The sequence below is a fragment of the Streptomyces sp. PH9007 genome, from assembly GCF_059813725.1.
The window spans coordinates 1,565,773-1,581,926 of the sequence record NZ_CM187440.1 but is presented as its reverse complement, the minus strand read 5'-3'; the positions used below and the strand labels follow the sequence as shown (position 1 = coordinate 1,581,926).

The following is a 16,154-nucleotide window of genomic DNA, read 5'->3' as shown; positions in this document are numbered from 1 at the left end:
GGCCACGTCTGCCATCAGCGAAGTCTGCACAGCGCGCCGAGGGGGCGCGGGGCGCGCGCCGGGTCAGTCGGGCGAACCACCCGATCGGGCCAGGGGGCTGTGCTCCGTCAGGAACCCGGCCAGGGCGGTGTTGAAGGCCGACTCCTGTTCCAGGTTCGGCAGATGCCCGGCGGACTCGATGATCTCCAGCCGCGAGCCGGGGATGTGGCGGTGCATCAGCTCGGCCTCGGCGACCGGCGTGAACTCGTCGTGCCGGCCGACCACGATCAGCGTGGGCACGGTGACGCGCGGGAGCAGGGGGAGGTAGTCGGGCCGTTCGGCGCGCCCGCGCAGGGCGGCGGCGGCGCCGGCCGGGTCGGTGGTGTCCATCATCGCCAGTACGTGCCGGTTGACGTCCGGCCGGGTCTGGAGGGTGTCGCGGCACACCATCTTCGGCAGGGTCTCGTCCGCGTACGCGGTCATGCCCTCGCGCAGCAGCCGCTCGGCGGTGGTGCGGCGTACCCGGCGGGCGGGTGCGGAGTCGGCGCGCGGGCTGCCGGCGGCGAGGACGAGGGCGGTGACCCGCTCGGGGAAGAGCCGGTAGAACTCCAGGGCGATCTGGGCGCCCATGGACAGCCCGCCGACGGCGCAGCGGGCGACGCCGAGCCGGTCCAGGAGGGCCGCGAGGTCGTGGGCGAAGACGTCCAGGGTGGTGTGGTCGCCGGCGGGCGGGGTGTCGCCGTAGCCGCGCAGGTCCGGGACGATCACGCGGTGGCCGGCGGCGGCGAGGTGTTCGGTCTGGGGGTGCCACATGGTGCGGTTGAAGGGGTGTCCGTGCACCAGCAGCAGGGGTGCGCCGGTGCCCCGGTCCTCGTACGCCGTGTTCCGCATGGTTCCTCCTGTGGGACCTTGACGGATCGAGGCTATCCGGAGCAATATCCGAGTGCAATAACATCATTGAACTCAGTGCAATGTACGGGGACGAGAGCAATACGGGATGGGGCGCATGGAGGACTACCGGCTGATCGCCGACCGGATCGCGGCGGACATCGCCGAGGGACGGCTGCGGCCGGGCGACCGGCTGCCGCCGCAGCGGCAGTTCGCCCGCCGGCACGCCATCGCCGCCTCCACCGCCGCCCGCGTCTACACCGAACTGGCCCGGCGCGGGCTCACCGTCGGCGAGGTCGGCCGCGGCACCTTCGTCCGCGCCACCCCGATCGCCCCCGGACCCTGGCTCTCCGAACCGGCCGACCCCTCCGCCGGGCGTATCGAACTCGGCATGAACCGGCCGGGCGCCTCACCCGACCACGCCGCCCTGCTCGCCCGCGGACTCAGCGGCATGCTGCGCGCCGACGTCCTCACCGCCGCCCTGTGGCAGGTCGGGGCGCGCGGCACCCCCGAGGCACGGGCCGCCGCCTCCGCCGGGCTCGCCCGCGCCGGCTGGACGCCGGACCCCGCGCACACCCTGTTCACCGCCGGTGCCCGGCAGGCCATCGCCGCCACCATCTCCGCCCTGGTGCCGCCCGGCGAACGGCTGGGCGTGGAACGGTTCACCTACCCGCCCGCCGCCGGGATCGCCGCGCGGCTCGGCGTGACCCTCGTACCGCTGGAGATGGACGAGGACGGGGTACGCCCCGACGCCCTGCGCGCCGCCCACCAGCGCACCCCGCTGCGCGCCGTCTACCTCCAGCCCACCCTCCACAACCCGCTCACCGTCACCATGCCCCCGCACCGGCGCGAGGCGGTCGCCGCCACCGTGCGGGAACTGGACCTGCCGCTCATCGAGGACGCCGTGTTCTCCTTCCTGCGCGAGGACGTGCCACCGCTGGCCGTGCTGGCGCCCGACCACACGGTGCTGGTGGAGAGCCTGTCCAAGCGGATCTCGGCCGGGCTGACCGTGGGCTTCGCGTTCACCCCGCCCGCCCTGACCGAGCAGATCGCCACCGCCGTACGGTCCGGCGCGTGGACGGCGGCCCCGTACGCGCTGGCCGCCGCCACCCGCTGGCTGGCGGACGGCACGGCCGCCACCATCGCCGCCGCGAAACGGGAGGAGGCGACCGTACGCCAGCGCATCGCCCGCGAGCGGCTGGCCGGGTTCACCGTCCGGGCCGACGAACGCTCCGACCACCTGTGGTGGGAACTCCCCGCCCCCTGGCGCGCCGACACCTTCCTGGCCGCCGCCTCCCGCCACGGCATCGCCCTGGCCCCGGCCGCCGCCTTCACCACCAGCCCCGCCCACGCCCCGCACGCGGTGCGCATCGCCCTGGCCACGCCCTCGCACCAGGTCCTCGACGCCGCCCTGGGCACCCTGGCCGAACTGGCGCGCTCCCGCCCGGAGGAGGCCAGGGAACTGGAGTGAGGGGGCGGTGCCGCGCCCCCCTACGACACGCGCCGCCCCCGGGTCCCCGGGCGGCGGGCGGTCATCGCCCAGGATGGCGAGCACCGGCGGGCGCGAGGCGAAAGACGAGGGCACGCGATGACCCTGGCAGTGACCGGAGCCGGGAGCGCGGGCGGCGGGCCCGCCGCCCTCCCGTGACGCCGGACGCCCCGGCCCCGGCGGCACCACCGGGCCGCAACCCGTACGTCGATCTGCTGCGGATCACCGCCGTCGGCTTCGTCGTCGTCGGCCACTGGCTGCTGACCTCCGTCAGCGACCGGGGCGGCCAACTGCACGGCGAGGACGTCGTGGACGCCCTGCCGTGGACCCAGTGGCTGACCCTCTTCTTCCAGGTGATGCCGCTGATCTTCCTCGCCGGCGGCTACGCCAACGCCCTGTCCTGGTCGGGACACCACGCCCGCGGCGAGTCCTGGGGCGGCTGGCTCGCCGACCGGGCCCGGCGGCTGCTGGTCCCCACCACCGTGTACGTGGCGGTCGCCGTGCTGGCCGTGGTGGTGAGCGTGGCCGCCGGGGTGCCGGCCACCGTACGGGACGAGGTGTTCTGGGCCGTCGCCCTGCACCTGTGGTTCCTGCCGATGTATCTGCTGCTGCTCGCCCTCACCCCGCCGCTGCTGGCCCTGTGGCGGCGTCTGGGCCTGTGGCTGCCCCTGGCGTTCGCGGCGCTGAGCGCCGTGGTGGACGCGTTCGTCCTCGGCCCCGGCGTCCCCCTGATCGGCTGGAGCAACTACCTGTGGGTGTGGGGCGGCCTGTACCTGCTGGGCTTCGCCTGGCGCGACGGCACCTTCACCCGCCCCCTGCTGCTGTGGTCGGCCGCCGCCGCGGCGGCGCTGTGGGTGCTGCTGGTCCTCCCCGGCCCGTTCCCCGTCAGCACCATCGGCGTCCCCGGCGCCCGCGTCCAGAACGCCTCACCCCCCTCCATCGCCCTGTTCGCCTACTCCGTCGTCCTCATCGGCCTGCTGCTCGCCGCCGAGGACGCCGTACGCCGCCGGCTGCGCCACCCGCGCCGCGTCACCGCCGCCAACGCCGCCGCGATGCCGCTGTATCTGTGGCACATGGCCCCCGCCATGGCCATCGGCGCCGTCCTCTACCCGCTCGGCCTGCTGCCGTTCGAACCCGTCGGCTCCGGCGGCTGGTGGCTGCTGCGCCCGGTGTGGGTGCTGATCTGCGCCGCCCTGCTGATCCCCCTCGTCCTGGCCATGGCCCGGCTGCCGCACCCGCCCCCGTACCCCACCCGCACCGGCTGGAGCACCGGACCGTGGCTGCTCCTCGGGGCGGGCCTGGCAGCCGCCTCCTTCGGGCTCGCCCGCCTCGCCCTGCGCGGCTTCGCCCCGGACGGACGGCTGCCCGCCCTGCCCCTGCTGTGCTACGCGGTGGGCGTCGCCCTGCTGCTCGCCGTCTCCGCCGCGCCACGGACGGGTGGCGGTGTCGGGCATTCGGCGTCCGCGTAGTGCCCGATCGCGCGCCACCGCGTTGACTCACCATGTGACTCCCGGGACGACGACCACCCAGGTACGGGCCGCGCTGGAGCAGCGATTCGGCAGCGGCGGCACCGGCGACGAGCTGGACACGATGAACCGGCACGCCGTGCTCTCCGGCGGCAAACTGCTGCGCCCCTTGGTGCTGCTGGAGTTCGGCGCCGCCACCGGCACCGGGCCCGCCCGGTTGCTGGGCGCCGCCGAGGCCGTCGAAGTGCTGCACTCCGCCTCGCTCGTGCACGACGACATCATCGACGGCGACGACACCCGCCGCGGACAGCCCGCCCTGCACCGGGCGTTCGGCACCGAACGGGCGCTGGTCACCGGTGACGCGCTGTTCTTCATGGCGTTCAGCGCGCTCACGGGCTGCGTACGGGCCGGGGTGCCGGCCGAGGCGGTGGTGCGGGCCTGCGGCCTGGTCGCCGAGGCGGGAGAGGAGATCTCCCGGGGCGTGCTGCGCGAACTGGCCCTCAGCGGCAGCTGGGAACTGCCGCCGCAGGAGTACCTGCGGATGGCGGGCGAGAAGACCGGTGCCCTGCTGGCGCTGGCCGGGCGGCTCGGGGTGGTGCTGGGCGGCGGCGACGAGCCGCGCGTGAGGGCCGCCAGCGCGTACGGGCACGCGCTCGGGATCGCCTTCCAGCTGCGGGATGACCTGCTGCCGTGGACCACCGGAGAGGCGGTGGCCGGGAAACCCGCCGCCAGTGACCTGCGCAACCGGCGGGCCGCGATGCCGCTGCTGCTCGCCTGGCAGTACGCGGGGCCCGCCGACCGCGAACTGCTGACCGGGCTGCTCGCCGGTGCCGACACCCTCCCGGACCCGGAGCTGCTGGCCCGCGCCGCTCCCGTGCTGCGCCGCACCGACGCCATCGGGCGCACCGGCGAGCTGGCCCGCGCCTACGCCACCGCCGCGAAGTACGCCCTGACCGGCGGCTTCCCGCCCTCCCCGCACCGCGACCGGCTGATGGCACTGGCCGACTGGTCCCTCACCCGCGACCGCTGAGACGAGCGGCGGCCCGCCGCGTCGTGAACCGGGACGGCGGGTGGGGCCGCCCCGGCACCCGGATGCGGCAGGGCCTCACGCGCCCCGGCCCACCGTGGCCACCAGGTAGCCGGGGAACGCGAAGCGGACCGTCAGCGGGAGCGGCGCGGCCAGTTCCCGCAAGGCCGCCGCCCCGTACGCCTTGCGCAGGCTGATCACCCCGTCGTGCACATGGGTCGGCCCTCCGGTCGCGAACATGAGCGGGATCGCCGCCGCGCACACCCACGGGCTGCGCCACGCGTCGATCAGCAGCAGCGCCCCGGCCACCCGGGTGCCCTCGCGCAGCACGGCACGCACCCCGTCCGGCGGCAGATGGTGCAGGCTCGCGACGAACACCGCCACGTCGAACGCCGCGTCCGGCGCGTCGATCGCCGTCGCGTCCAGCCGCCGCACCGCCGCCCTGGGGTGCGCCCCCAGCGGCCCGGCCTCCAGCGCCGCCACCGCGTCGGGCGCCACATCGCTCACCGTCACCCGCGCCTGCGGGTGCCGGCGCAGCACCCGCAGGGACAGGCCGCCGGTACCGGCGCCGAGTTCGAGCACCCGGGGACGCGGGGCGCCCCGGGCCCGCTCCAGGGTCCAGCGCGCGTACCGGTCGTAGCCACGGGTCAGCAACTGCATCCGGTGCAGGGCCCGCCGGACCCGGGCCGCCTCGTGCGGGGTCTCCGGGCGGTCCAGGTACTCGGGCACGTCCGTCTCGTACCGCCGGTCCAGCCAGGAGGCGTCCGGGCCGCCGCGCGGCATCACGGCCGTCATTCGGGCCGCGCCATGGCCAGCAGGATGACCACCAGCACCAGGACCGGGTACAGGCTGGCCCGGTTGAAGACGGCCAGCGCCGTCTCCGGGCGCGGGTCGCGGTGCAGCGCGAGGCCGGGCACCAGCAGCGCCCAGCAGCCGGCGAGCACGGTGCCCACCACGCCGATGGCCCGGAACGAGGACCACCCGGCGATCATCAGGGCGACCCCGCAGCCGAAGGTGATCAGCAGGAACGCGAGCACCAGGCGTGCGGTGACCCGGTGGCCGTACACGACGGGCACGGTGCGCACGCCCAGGTGCACGTCCTCCTCCACGTCGGCCCAGTCGTTGACGAGGTTGCGCCCGCCGATCTCCCAGGCGGCCATCCAGCAGAAGAACAGCAGCAGCCGTACCCAGTCGACCCCGCCGCCGCCCGCCGTCACCGGGGCCAGCGCGAACCAGCCCGCGCACGCCGCCACGCCCACGCACGCCCCGGTCAGCCAGAACTTGTGCGGGGTGACGGTGGCCAGCGCGCAGTACACCACCTGGAGCAGCGCGGCCACCACGAACAGCACCGCGCACAGCCAGTGCAGCCAGGCCGCCAGCACCAGCGCGAGCCCGCCGAGCGTCACCACCCAGGTGACCGCGCCGGGGTAGGAGAGCCGGCCCTGCGCCAGCGGATGCCGGACGCCGGTGCTGTCGATGTCGAAGCCCTCGTACGAGCGGAGGTGGGCGAACCGCTTGCGGTCCAGCCGGTGGTCCAGCAGGTCGTTGACCGCGAACAGCGCGAAGTACCCGGCGAACGCCGCCACCAGCGCCACCCCCAGCCGGTCCAGCGGCGGGTCCGGCACCGCGATCAGCGCGCCGATCAGCGGCTGGGCGACGGACAGGGACGCCTGCGTGCCGCGCGAGAAGCCGTACAGGGCCCGCACCCGGTCACGCATCCGGTCCGCCAGGACGGGGATCGCCATCATGCTCTCCACTCTTTACGGTTCACGTGTCCCACGAACTCACGGGCGAAGGCCGCCGCCTCGGGGCCCGGCCGGGTCAGCCGCCGCAGCTCCTCCAGCGCGTCCCGGGGCGGCTGGTGGAGCAGGCGCATCAGACGCTCGGAGAAGTCCTGGGCGCGGCGCAGGGCCGCGAGCCGGCGCTGCCCGTATCCGGCGAGGCCGCCGTGGAGCAGGGCGTGTGCGAGGTCCGCCGCGTCGTCGATGGCGAGGTTCATGCCCTTGGCGCCGGACGGGGTCAGCAGGTGGGCGGCGTCGCCGGCCAGGAACAGCGGCCCGTGCTGGAGGGGCCGGGTGACGCGGCTGTGCATGCGCAGCGTCCGCCGCTCGTACAGCCCGCCGAGCGCCGGGCCGCCCTCCAGCCGCAGCCGCAGCTCCTCGCGCACGCGCCGCTCGGGCCAGTCGGCTGGGGTGTCGCCCGCGGCGCACTGGAGGTAGAAGCGGCTGATCGCGGGGGTGCGCGGCATCATTCCGGCGAACCCGCGCTCGTGCAGCGCGTACAGCACGCCGTGCGCGGGGCGGTCGACCTCGGCGAGCACCGCGAGCCAGTCGTACGGGTAGCGCTGGGTCACCTCGCGGCGCAGTACGGGGTGGAGGGCGTGCCGGCTGACGCCGTGTCCGCCGTCGCAGCCGATGACGTAGTCGCAGTCGATCTGGAGCCGGTCGCAGCGGATGCGCCGCAGTTCCTCGACGGCGCGGGCGGGGGTCGCGAACCAGGGCAGCCGCCCGTCGGTCTCCAGGGCGGCGATCAGGTCGCGGACCAGCCACTGCTGCGGGTACACCCAGTGCCGGGCGCCGCCGGTCAGGGCCGCGTAGTCCATCCGCAGCCGCTGTCCCTGGCACAGGAACTCGCACCAGCCGTGCCGGGTGCCCTCGGCGAGCAGCCGGTCGGCGAGGCCGTGGGCGCGCAGGTAGGAGACGGTGCGTTCCTCCAGCAGCCCGGCCCGGGCGCGGCTCTCGACGCGGGCGCGCGGGTGGCGTTCGACGACCTGGCAGTCGATGCCGGCCCGGCCCAGCACATTGGCGAGCACCAGACCCGCCGGTCCGGCGCCGATGATGCCGACCTGGGTGCGCAGCCGGCGCATCAGGGGGACACCAGGGAGGGGTGGAACAGTTCGTTGACCAGGACCAGCGGCCGGTCCCCGTGCCACAGCAGATACGTCTTGTAGCAGGCGGGTTCGCCGCTGGGCCAGCGGCGGCGGCCCGCGTCCAGGACGGTGCGGCGGTGGCCGGTGCCGGCGGCGTGCAGGGCGGCGCCGATCGGGAGCCGGCCGTCCGTCAGCAGCGGCCGGATCTCCGGCAGCAGATCGTCCCGGGCGGCCACCCGGTTGACCGACAGCCAGCGGCCTCCGGGGCCGGTGAGCGCGGAGTGCCGGGTGAGGACGTCCTGGTCCGCGCCGATCTCCAGCAGCGCGGGCACCGGGCGCCCGGCGCGGCCGGCGGGGATCCGGTCGGCCCGCAGCAGCCGTACCCGGGGGGCGGCGCCGGTCAGGGCGTGCAGCGCGGTGGTGGTCAGGCCGTCGCCGCTGAGCAGCATCCGGGTCAGGGGGGAGGCGAAGTCCGCGATCCGCTCGGTGAGCGTGGCGCCGCCGGTGATGTCGAAGACCTCCGTGTCGAAGGCCGCGGCCCGTAATGAGCGCACCGGCACCCTCCTCGTCTCACCTTCGCCCGGCTCACCAGAAACACAACGCCCCCGGCACCGGGAGGTCACGGCGGATCCCCCGCATGTACGACGAGAACCGGACGCTCCCCGCTGTTACCGTCAAAACCGTCATGACCCATGGTGATCAGCCCGGTATCGATGACAGCCGGCCCCCGCCCAGAGCCGGATGGTGGGTGTGGCTGCTCGCCGCGGCCGTGATCATCGCCGCGCTGGTGCTGGCGGCGTCCCGCCGGGACGAGTTGGGCGAGGCGTTCGAGCAGCTGTCCAACGTGAACCCGGTCAAGGCGGCGCTGGCCCTGATCTGCCAGGCGGGCGCCATGTGGTGCCTGGCCGCCGTCCAGCGCTGGCTGCTGCTGACCGGCGGGCTGCGGATGGGCATGCGGCCGCTGCTGTCCATGATCCTCGCCTCCAACGCGGTGGCGGGCGCGCTCCCGGGGGGTGCCGCGTTCTCCGCCGCCTGGCTCTACCAGCAACTGCACCGCAGGGGCGCGAGCAAGGCGCTGGCCGCCGCCTCGCTGGTCATCGCGGGGGCGCTGTCCGCGCTCGGCCTGATCGTGGTGCTGGCGGCGGGGCTGCTGACGGCCGGTGCCCGGGGGCCGGCCGGCGTGCTGGGCCGGATCGGGATCGTGCTGGTGGTTCTGGCGCTGCTGGTGCTGATCCTGGCGCGCTCGGCCGCGGTACGGGCCTGGACGCGCCGCTGGTGGCGGCGGGTGCAGGCCCGGCACCGCAGGGCCAGGGAGGGCACCGAGGCGGTGAACCGGCTGCTGGTGCAGGCCCGCGCCATCCAGCCGGGCTTCCGTCCGTGGCTGCGGCCGTACGCGTACGCCCAGCTCAACTGGCTGCTGGACGCGGCCTGTCTGGTCGCCTCGCTGTGGGCGCTGGGCATCTCGGTGCCCTGGCACGGGGTGCTGATCGCCTACGGGCTGACGCAGATCCCTGGCAGTCTGCGGCTGACCCCGGGCGGGGTGGGCGTGGTGGAGGCGAGCATGGCGGCGCTGCTGGTGGTGTACGGGCTGAACGCCGCCGACGCGCTGGCGGCCACGCTGCTGTACCGGATCTGGAGCTACTGGCTGTTGCAGCCGATCGGCTGGGGCTGCTGGCTGACGCTGTCGGTGCAGGGGCGCCGGGAGGCCAAGGGGGAGTGAGCGCGGGGGACGGCCGTCCGCCGGGCGGAATACTCTGTCGGCATGAGTGAGCGAGGGATGCAGGAGCTGGCCCTGCTGCTGCTGACGGCGCTGGCCAACGCGCCCCGGCACGGTTACGCGATCGCGCAGGAGGTCAAGGCCATCACGGACGGCCGGGTGGTGCCGCGGACCGGCGCGCTGTACGGGGCGCTGGACCGGCTGCTGGCCGATGGCCTGATCCGGGTGGAGCGCGAAGAGGTGGTGGACGGGCGCGCCCGCCGTACGTTCGCGCTCACCCCCGCCGGCCGGGACCGGCTGGCGGCTGAGGCGGAGCGGATGGCGGCCACCGCCTCCGAGGCGCGCCGGCGGCTGGGCATCGGCGGCGCGGTGCAGCCCACATGAGTCGCGGGCCGGTCCGGCTCTACCCGGCCGGCTACCGGGCCGTGCACGGCCCGGAGATCGCGGAGACGCACCGGGAGCTGACCGCGGGGCTGCCGCGGGCGGCCCGGCTGCGGGCCGACGCCGATCTGGCGGCGCACGCGCTGCGGATGCGCCTGGGGCTCGACCCGGCCGCGCCCGGCGGGCGGCTGTTCGCGCTCGCGGCGCCGTTCGCGCTGGCCACCGCCGCGGTGGTGGCCGGCCTCGAACTGACGGACTGGTACCGGACGCTGGTGATCTCCCCGACCACGCTGCGCACCATGGTGGCCGGCACGGGGGCCGGGTGGGGGCTGTATCTGCTGTGCTCGCTCCTGGTGTGCGTGGGCGCGATCCTCGCGCTGACCGGGCGCTGGGTGGCCGGGGTCGCCGCGGTGACGGGCGGACTGCTGGGGACGGTCGCGCTGTGGCCGGCCGTCGGTCCGGCGCGCGGCGGGGGCGCGCTGGTGCCGGTGCTCGCGCTGCTGACGGTGGCCGTCGTGCTGGCCTGCCCGCCGGACCGGCGGGCGGACCCCGAGGCGTGTACGGCGGCCGGGGTGATGGCGGCGGTGGGCTGGTTCCCGCTGGTGGCCGTGGGCACCGGGGGGTTCGCGGTGAGCACGGACTACGGGGCGTGGCCGCTGCTGGTGCTGGCCGCCTCCGGCATCGCGCTGGCGGTGCGGCGGCGCTCGCGGGGGCTGTACGAACTGGGGGCGATGGCGGTGGCCTCCCCGCCGCTGATCGGCCGCGCGTACGCGGACGCCTGGCTCGATCCGTGGCCCGTGGCGGGCCTGTTGCTGGTCCTGCCGCTGGGGGCGGCGCTCTCGGTGGGGGTGTGGCGGGTGCGGCGCGGAAGCTGACCGGATTGCCATAGTCCGTTGAAGTGAATAGTCTCCTGCCCGTTCCATTGTTGAGCGCGAGCAGAGAGAGCACCGCGTTGCCGTTCACGCTGTCCCACCCCGCGGCCGTCCTGCCACTGCTGCGCCCGCCCTTCGTCCCGGCGGCCCTCGTCATGGGCGCCGTCGCCCCCGACGTCCCCTACTACCTCGGTGAACTCGGCGTCGCCGCCACCTCGTCCGACGACTGGTACGAGCCGCTCCTCAACGCCACCACGACCCACGGGCCCCTGACCGGGCTGCTGGTCAACCTGCCCATGGCCCTCCTGCTGGTCCTCGGCTGGCGGCTGATGCGCGGGCCGCTGGTGGCGCTGCTCCCGGCCCGGGCCCGGGTGGGGCCACCCGCGACGGCACCCGGGCCCGGGCCCCTGGACCGGGCGCGGTACGCCGGGTGGCTGGTGCTCTCCGCCGTGATCGGGATCGCCACCCATCTCGCCTGGGACGCCGTCACCCACGGGGACGGCTTCCTGGTCACCCGCGCCGCCCTGCTGAGCGAGCCGGTGCTGGGCGGACTGACCGTCTCCCGGCTGCTCCAGACCCTCAGCACCGTCCTCGGCCTGGCGCTGATCGCCCGCCATCTGTGGCGCCGCCGCCACCGGACGCGGGCCGGGCACCGGGAGACGGGGGACGGCGGGGGCCGGCTGAGCCGCCCGGTCCGGCTGACCGTGCTCGCGCTGCTGGCCCTGGCCACCGCGCTGGGCGTCGCCGCCGGGGCCCGCGCCGACGTCGACGCCTTCCGGTACACGACCGAGGTGGACCACGAGCACCCCGTCACCCGCACCTTCGAGGACGGCACGAGCGAGACGACATACCCCACCACCACGGTCCGGGCCCCCTGGGGGACCTTCGCCGAGGGAGTCCTGACCGGCGCCGCCAAGCGGGGCGGCGCGGCGTTCACCGCCGCCCTGCTGCTGTACGGCACGGCCTGGCACACCCACCGGCTGCTGCCACGCGGCACCACGGCGCGGGACCGGCACCCCGGAGCCGTCCGAACGGGACCACCGGACGCCTGAGCCCGGACGGACGGGCCGAGGGCAAGGGGGGCGTCGGGCAGCCGCAGCCGGGGGAACGCGCCGCCACCGGCGAGCTGTCCTCGCGGCGTGCGGCGCCAGCCGTGCGGGCGTGGGATGCGGCGCGGCCGGCTGAGGAGGCCGCCCGTGTTCCGGGCCGGCGGACCGGCCCCCGCACGGCCCGAGCCCGCCGACGGGCGCCGGCGCGCCGGCCCGTCGCGCCCGCCCCGTCCCGGTGGCTCAGTCCGCCTGCCGGGCGGGCAGCACGACGGTGGCGACGAGGCCGCCGCCCTCGCGGGGGCGCAGGGTCAGCATGCCGTGGTGGACCCGGGTGATCCGGTCGACGAGCGCCAGACCCAGGCCGTGCCCACGGGTCCGGCCGGGGGCCGGGACGCGGCCGGGCTCCGCCGCCACCCGGCCACCGCCGCGCAGGAACGGCTCGTGCAGCCGTGCCACGGTCTGCGGGCTCATGGGCGGCCCGGTGTTCTCCACGCGCAGCGTGACCGTGCCGGCCGCGCGGTCGTGGCGGGTGGCCGCCCACAGCGAGCCGCCGTCGGGGAGGTTGTGCCGGACGGCGTTCTGCACCAGGTTCACCGCGAGCCGGGCGAGCAGCTCGGCGTCCCCGCGCACCGGCGCGGCGCGCAGGTCGGTGTTGGCCCGGACCCCGGCCCCCTCGGCCTCGGTGGCGCACTCCGCCAGCGCCGCCGAGGCGGCCTCGGCGAGGTCGAGGTCGTCGCAGGCCGCCGTCACCTCGTTGGCGTCGGCCAGCCGCAGCAGCGCCTCGGTCACCCCGATGGCGCGTTCATTGGTGTCGGTGAGCCGTCGCAGCAGCCGGGGGTGGTCCTGCCCGGCCGGATCGCGGCGGGCCACCTCCAGCAGGGTGGAGGTCACCGCCAGGGGGGTGCGCAGCTCGTGGGAGGCGTTCGCGGCGAACCGTTCCTGCGCCGCGAAGGCGTCCTGGAGCCGCCCCAGCATGGTGTCGAAGGAATCGGCCAGCTGCCGGAACTCGTCGTTGCGGCCTCGGAGCCCGATGCGGTGGTCCAGGGCGCCGGTCGCCGCGATCCGGGTCGCGGCGTCGTTGATGCGCCGCAGCGGGCGCAGCACCCGGCCCGCCAGGAACCAGCCGCCCGCCACCCCGACCACGGCGAGCGCGGCCAGCAGATAGCCCGACACCCCCACCAGGGTTTCCAGGATCTCCTGGCGGCTGGGCGCGTACGCGCGGTCCCGGGGGTTCGCCGCGGTCAGCGGATAGTTCGGCACCTTGTACAGCACGATGGAGACGCCGGCCAGGACGACGGCCCCGGCGGCGACGAGGAAGACCGCGTAGCCCAGGGCCAGCCGCAGCCGGGCGCTCACCCGGGGGCCGCGCGGCGGAGCGGGCGGCGGCCACGTCACGGCGCCGGCTCCCGCAGCCGGTACCCGGACCCGTGCACCGTGGTGATGGGGTCGGGGTCGCCGAGCGCCTTGCGCAGGGTCGAGACGGTCACCCGGGGCGCGGTGGAGAACGGGTCGGCGTGCTCGTCCCAGACCTTCTCCAGCATCGTCTCGGCGCTGACCAGGCCGCCGCCGGCCCGCATGAGGAGTTCCAGCACGGCGAACTGTTTGCGGGTCAGCCGCAGGTAGCGGCCGGCCCGGTACGCCTCGCGACGGAACGGGTCAAGACGCAGCTCGCCCCAGGTGAGCACGGGCGGCGCCGAGGCGGCCGGGCGGCGGCCCAGCGCCCGCAGCCGTACCACCAGCTCCGCCAGGGCGAACGGTTTGGTGAGGTAGTCGTCGGCGCCCAGTTCGAAGCCGCCGACCTTGTCCCGCAGCCGGCCGGCGGCGGTGAGCATGATGACCCGTACGGCCGGGTGGTGCTCGGTGATGGCCCGGCACACCTGATCGCCGTGGGTGCCGGGGATGTCGCGGTCGAGTACCACGGCGTCGTAGTCGTTGACGGAGATCCGTTCCAGCGCGCTGTCCCCGTCCAGGGCGATGTCGGCAGTGATCGCCTCCAGCCGCAGCCCTTCCTGCAGGGCTTCGGCCAGGTACTCCTCGTCCTCGACCACCAGCACGCGCATGTTCCGTTCTCCCTCCCTTCGGCCCGGCCAGTCTAGGCAGCGGCCGTGTTGCGGAAATGTGAGCCGGAGGGCTCACGGCCGCGCAAGGTGCGGGCGCGTGGGGTGGCCCCGTCACGCGGCGAGGGCCGCCGCGGGAGGGAGCCATCGATGGACCGCGTCGCACACCGCCGCCCCGGCGCCACCCTGCTGAGCGCGGTGGCCGTGCTGCTGGCGGGCACGCTCGCCGGCTGTACGGCCACCGCCTCCCCGGGCGGCAGCCCGGACCCGGCGGGCGGCAGCCCGCCCGGGGGAACGGAGGTGAGCGGCTACCTGGCCGAGCCGATCTCCCCGTTCGCGGACGACTGGGCGATCACCGGGCTGGAGCCCGGGCTGCGGGCGGCGCTGCACGCAGCCGCCGAGGACGCCGCGGCCGATGGCGTGGAGCTGGTGGTGACCTCGGGCCGGCGCAGCGCCGGCTATCAGCGGGAGCTGCTGGACCACGCGATCCGGGAGTACGGGAGCGAGGAGGAGGCCAGGCGCTGGGTGAGCACCCCGGAGCTCTCCCGCCATGTCACGGGGGAGGCCGTGGACATCGGCTACACGGACGGCGCCGACTGGATGGTGCGCAACGGCGCGCGGTACGGCCTGTGCCAGACGTACGCGAACGAGATGTGGCACTTCGAACGGGTGGTCGCACCCGGCGAGGTGTGCCCCGCCGCCCGCCCGGACGCCTCCGCGGGCTGAACCCCGGCCCACGATGACACGACCGTCGTCGTTCGACCGGCGTCCGGCGGATGGACGCGACCGGCCGGTCCGCCCGTCCCCCCTGAGGCCGGCATCCCTGGAGGTCTCGCGCGGCCCGGCCGCCGACGCTGTCGATCCGGGGTCCGCCCGCCCGCCTTGAACGGTCAGCCGGGCGTCACCGCACCACACGAAGACCTCCGTGCGGTGCGGTTTGGGATGTATGGGCTGTGGAAGAGCGCGGCTCAGCGTCCCGTCGCGTACTCCGGCAGCGTCAGGGACGAGTGCGTCGCCCGTCGCGCCTCGGCATCCGATGTCGCCAGTTCCTTCGCCATCGCCGCCGGGTCGCGAAGGAGCGCGTTGCGGGCGTCCAGCTGGGCACGCGTCGTCGGTATGACGATGGTGCCACCGCTGGTGGCCAGCGCCTGGTTGCGCTCCGCGAAGGGGCGCATCCGGCGCTCGTACGCCGCGAACGCCTCGGCGTGGTCCGCGTGCGAGGCGAGTTCGCCGGCCAGGACGTAGGCGCCGACGAGCGCGACGCTCGACCCCTGCCCGGAGAGGAAGGACGTCGCGTGCGCCGCGTCGCCCGCCAGCACCACCCGCCCCCGGGACCAGGCCGGCAGGTGGATCTGGCTCACGATGTCGAAGAAGAGGTCCTCGGACGCCCGCATCGCCGCCACCAGCCGCGGCACCTGCCACACCTCCTCGGGGAACTGCGAGGCGACCAGATCGCGTTGGGCACGCGGGTCGCGGAACGCCTCGAAGGGCGGGGTGTCGCGCACGAAGGTGAGGAATCCGTGCACGGGCTCGGAGGGCTCGTAGGCGTACACGACCGCGCTGCGTCCCGGCTCGCTCCAGATGAACGCCTCGTGCGAGAAGCCGGGTTCGTTGGGCAGGGTGAAGCCCGCGAAGACGTGCCCGAGGTAGCGGTGGAAGGGCTCCTCGGGCCCGAGGACCAGCCGGCGGGTGTTCGAGTGCAGTCCGTCCGCGCCGATCACGAGGTCGAACGTGCGGCGCGTGCCGCTGTCCAGGACGACGTGCACGGCGTCCCCGTCGTCGTCCAGCGTGGCGATCGAGTCGCCGAAGAGGAACTCGACGCGGCCCCGCAGCGGCGCGTAGAGGGCGTCGGCCAGGTCGCCGCGCCGGACCTCGAGGTCCTGGCCGCTCTCGCCGCCGGTCACCTGCTCGGGCTGCACCGCGCCGATCGTGTCCCCGGCGGCGTCGAGGAAGCAGATCCGGTGGGTGTCTATGTGGGCCTCGCGCAGTCGCGGCAGCAGGCCCATGCGGTCCACGACCTCCCGGGCCGTGCCGCGGATGTCGATCGCGTAGCCGCCGCCCCGGACGGCGTTGGCCTTCTCCAGGACGGTCACCTCGAAGCCGTACCGGTCGAGCCAGTAGGCGAGGGTGGGACCGGCGATGCTGGCCCCGGAGATCAGGACGCGACGGGGGGCGGACGTGGATGGCGGGTGCGTCATGGGAACGGCACCTTTCCGCCGGGCGGACCCGGCACGGAGGCGGCACGCGGCGCGCCCCGGAGAGCGCGGGAAAAATACGTACCTTAGGTATCCTTTATGAGGCCGTACGGCGCCCTTCGGTGCCGCGGCTTCGTCCCCACGGTATAGATACCTAACTCAGGT

16 protein-coding genes are annotated in these 16,154 nt (G+C 75.3%); 8 read left to right on the top strand and 8 right to left on the bottom strand.

What is annotated here, in order from left to right:
* Positions 1-63 precede the first annotated feature (63 nt).
* Positions 64-870, bottom strand: a complete 807-nt coding sequence (locus ACTFAP_RS07165) for an alpha/beta fold hydrolase (protein WP_390116543.1) — start codon at positions 868-870, stop codon at positions 64-66.
* A 115-nt stretch (positions 871-985) separates the two neighbouring features.
* On the opposite strand from ACTFAP_RS07165, the gene ACTFAP_RS07160 reads away from it, so the two are divergent.
* The 3 genes from ACTFAP_RS07160 (at position 986) to ACTFAP_RS07150 (ending at position 4,852) form a co-directional block, all read left to right on the top strand.
* Entirely contained in the window at positions 986-2,338 is a 1,353-nt protein-coding gene (locus ACTFAP_RS07160) for an aminotransferase class I/II-fold pyridoxal phosphate-dependent enzyme (protein ID WP_495684907.1), read from the top strand.
* 173 nt (positions 2,339-2,511) lie between these two features.
* The gene (locus ACTFAP_RS07155) at positions 2,512-3,825 is read left to right on the top strand and encodes an acyltransferase family protein (protein ID WP_495683893.1); all 1,314 of its coding nucleotides are present in this window, start codon (positions 2,512-2,514) and stop codon (positions 3,823-3,825) included.
* 34 nt (positions 3,826-3,859) lie between these two features.
* Positions 3,860-4,852 (top strand): polyprenyl synthetase family protein, encoded by a 993-nt coding sequence (locus ACTFAP_RS07150; RefSeq protein WP_500468520.1) that lies wholly within the window; start codon positions 3,860-3,862, stop codon positions 4,850-4,852.
* A 75-nt stretch (positions 4,853-4,927) separates the two neighbouring features.
* Here the strand turns inward: ACTFAP_RS07150 and ACTFAP_RS07145 are convergent, their stop codons facing one another.
* The 4 genes from ACTFAP_RS07145 to ACTFAP_RS07130 are packed head-to-tail and all read right to left on the bottom strand — an operon-like array spanning position 4,928 to position 8,272.
* Entirely contained in the window at positions 4,928-5,644 is a 717-nt protein-coding gene (locus ACTFAP_RS07145; RefSeq protein ID WP_500468519.1) for a class I SAM-dependent methyltransferase, read from the bottom strand.
* Positions 5,641-6,597 carry a UbiA family prenyltransferase gene (locus ACTFAP_RS07140; protein ID WP_500468518.1) on the bottom strand — a complete coding sequence of 319 codons (957 nt, stop codon included), beginning with the start codon at positions 6,595-6,597 and terminating at the stop codon, positions 5,641-5,643. The genes ACTFAP_RS07145 and ACTFAP_RS07140 overlap by 4 nt, the downstream gene beginning before the upstream one ends.
* Entirely contained in the window at positions 6,594-7,715 is a 1,122-nt protein-coding gene (locus ACTFAP_RS07135; protein ID WP_500468517.1) for an FAD-dependent monooxygenase, read from the bottom strand. The genes ACTFAP_RS07140 and ACTFAP_RS07135 overlap by 4 nt, the downstream gene beginning before the upstream one ends.
* Entirely contained in the window at positions 7,715-8,272 is a 558-nt protein-coding gene (locus ACTFAP_RS07130) for a chorismate--pyruvate lyase family protein (RefSeq protein WP_500468516.1), read from the bottom strand. The genes ACTFAP_RS07135 and ACTFAP_RS07130 overlap by 1 nt, the downstream gene beginning before the upstream one ends.
* Before the next feature lie 131 nt (positions 8,273-8,403).
* Here ACTFAP_RS07130 and ACTFAP_RS07125 point away from each other — a divergent pair, with 131 nt between their 5' ends.
* Genes ACTFAP_RS07125 through ACTFAP_RS07110 form a run of 4 tightly spaced genes read left to right on the top strand, consistent with a single transcriptional unit; the run spans position 8,404 to position 11,740 of the window.
* Positions 8,404-9,438, top strand: coding sequence for a lysylphosphatidylglycerol synthase transmembrane domain-containing protein (locus ACTFAP_RS07125; RefSeq protein WP_400009554.1), 1,035 nt, complete (start codon positions 8,404-8,406; stop codon positions 9,436-9,438).
* Positions 9,439-9,480: 42 nt separating this feature from the next.
* Positions 9,481-9,819: a PadR family transcriptional regulator gene (locus ACTFAP_RS07120; RefSeq protein WP_030726121.1), complete on the top strand. Its 339-nt coding sequence runs from the start codon at positions 9,481-9,483 to the stop codon at positions 9,817-9,819.
* Complete coding sequence (locus ACTFAP_RS07115) at positions 9,816-10,691, top strand: hypothetical protein (RefSeq protein ID WP_500468515.1); 876 nt, start codon at positions 9,816-9,818, stop codon at positions 10,689-10,691. Before ACTFAP_RS07120 ends, ACTFAP_RS07115 begins: the two co-directional genes overlap by 4 nt.
* Before the next feature lie 50 nt (positions 10,692-10,741).
* Positions 10,742-11,740 (top strand): DUF4184 family protein, encoded by a 999-nt coding sequence (locus ACTFAP_RS07110; protein WP_500468514.1) that lies wholly within the window; start codon positions 10,742-10,744, stop codon positions 11,738-11,740.
* A 237-nt stretch (positions 11,741-11,977) separates the two neighbouring features.
* Here ACTFAP_RS07110 and ACTFAP_RS07105 read toward each other — a convergent pair whose 3' ends face one another.
* Positions 11,978-13,132: a sensor histidine kinase gene (locus tag ACTFAP_RS07105; protein ID WP_500468513.1), complete on the bottom strand. Its 1,155-nt coding sequence runs from the start codon at positions 13,130-13,132 to the stop codon at positions 11,978-11,980.
* Complete coding sequence (locus tag ACTFAP_RS07100) at positions 13,129-13,797, bottom strand: response regulator transcription factor (RefSeq protein ID WP_451750802.1); 669 nt, start codon at positions 13,795-13,797, stop codon at positions 13,129-13,131. Before ACTFAP_RS07100 ends, ACTFAP_RS07105 begins: the two co-directional genes overlap by 4 nt.
* Positions 13,798-13,944: 147 nt before the next feature.
* Between ACTFAP_RS07100 and ACTFAP_RS07095 the strand changes: the two genes are divergently transcribed.
* The gene (locus ACTFAP_RS07095; RefSeq protein ID WP_500468512.1) at positions 13,945-14,520 is read left to right on the top strand and encodes a M15 family metallopeptidase; all 576 of its coding nucleotides are present in this window, start codon (positions 13,945-13,947) and stop codon (positions 14,518-14,520) included.
* A gap of 242 nt (positions 14,521-14,762) precedes the next feature.
* Here ACTFAP_RS07095 and ACTFAP_RS07090 read toward each other — a convergent pair whose 3' ends face one another.
* Entirely contained in the window at positions 14,763-15,992 is a 1,230-nt protein-coding gene (locus ACTFAP_RS07090; protein ID WP_500468511.1) for an FAD-dependent monooxygenase, read from the bottom strand.
* Positions 15,993-16,154 lie beyond the last annotated feature (162 nt).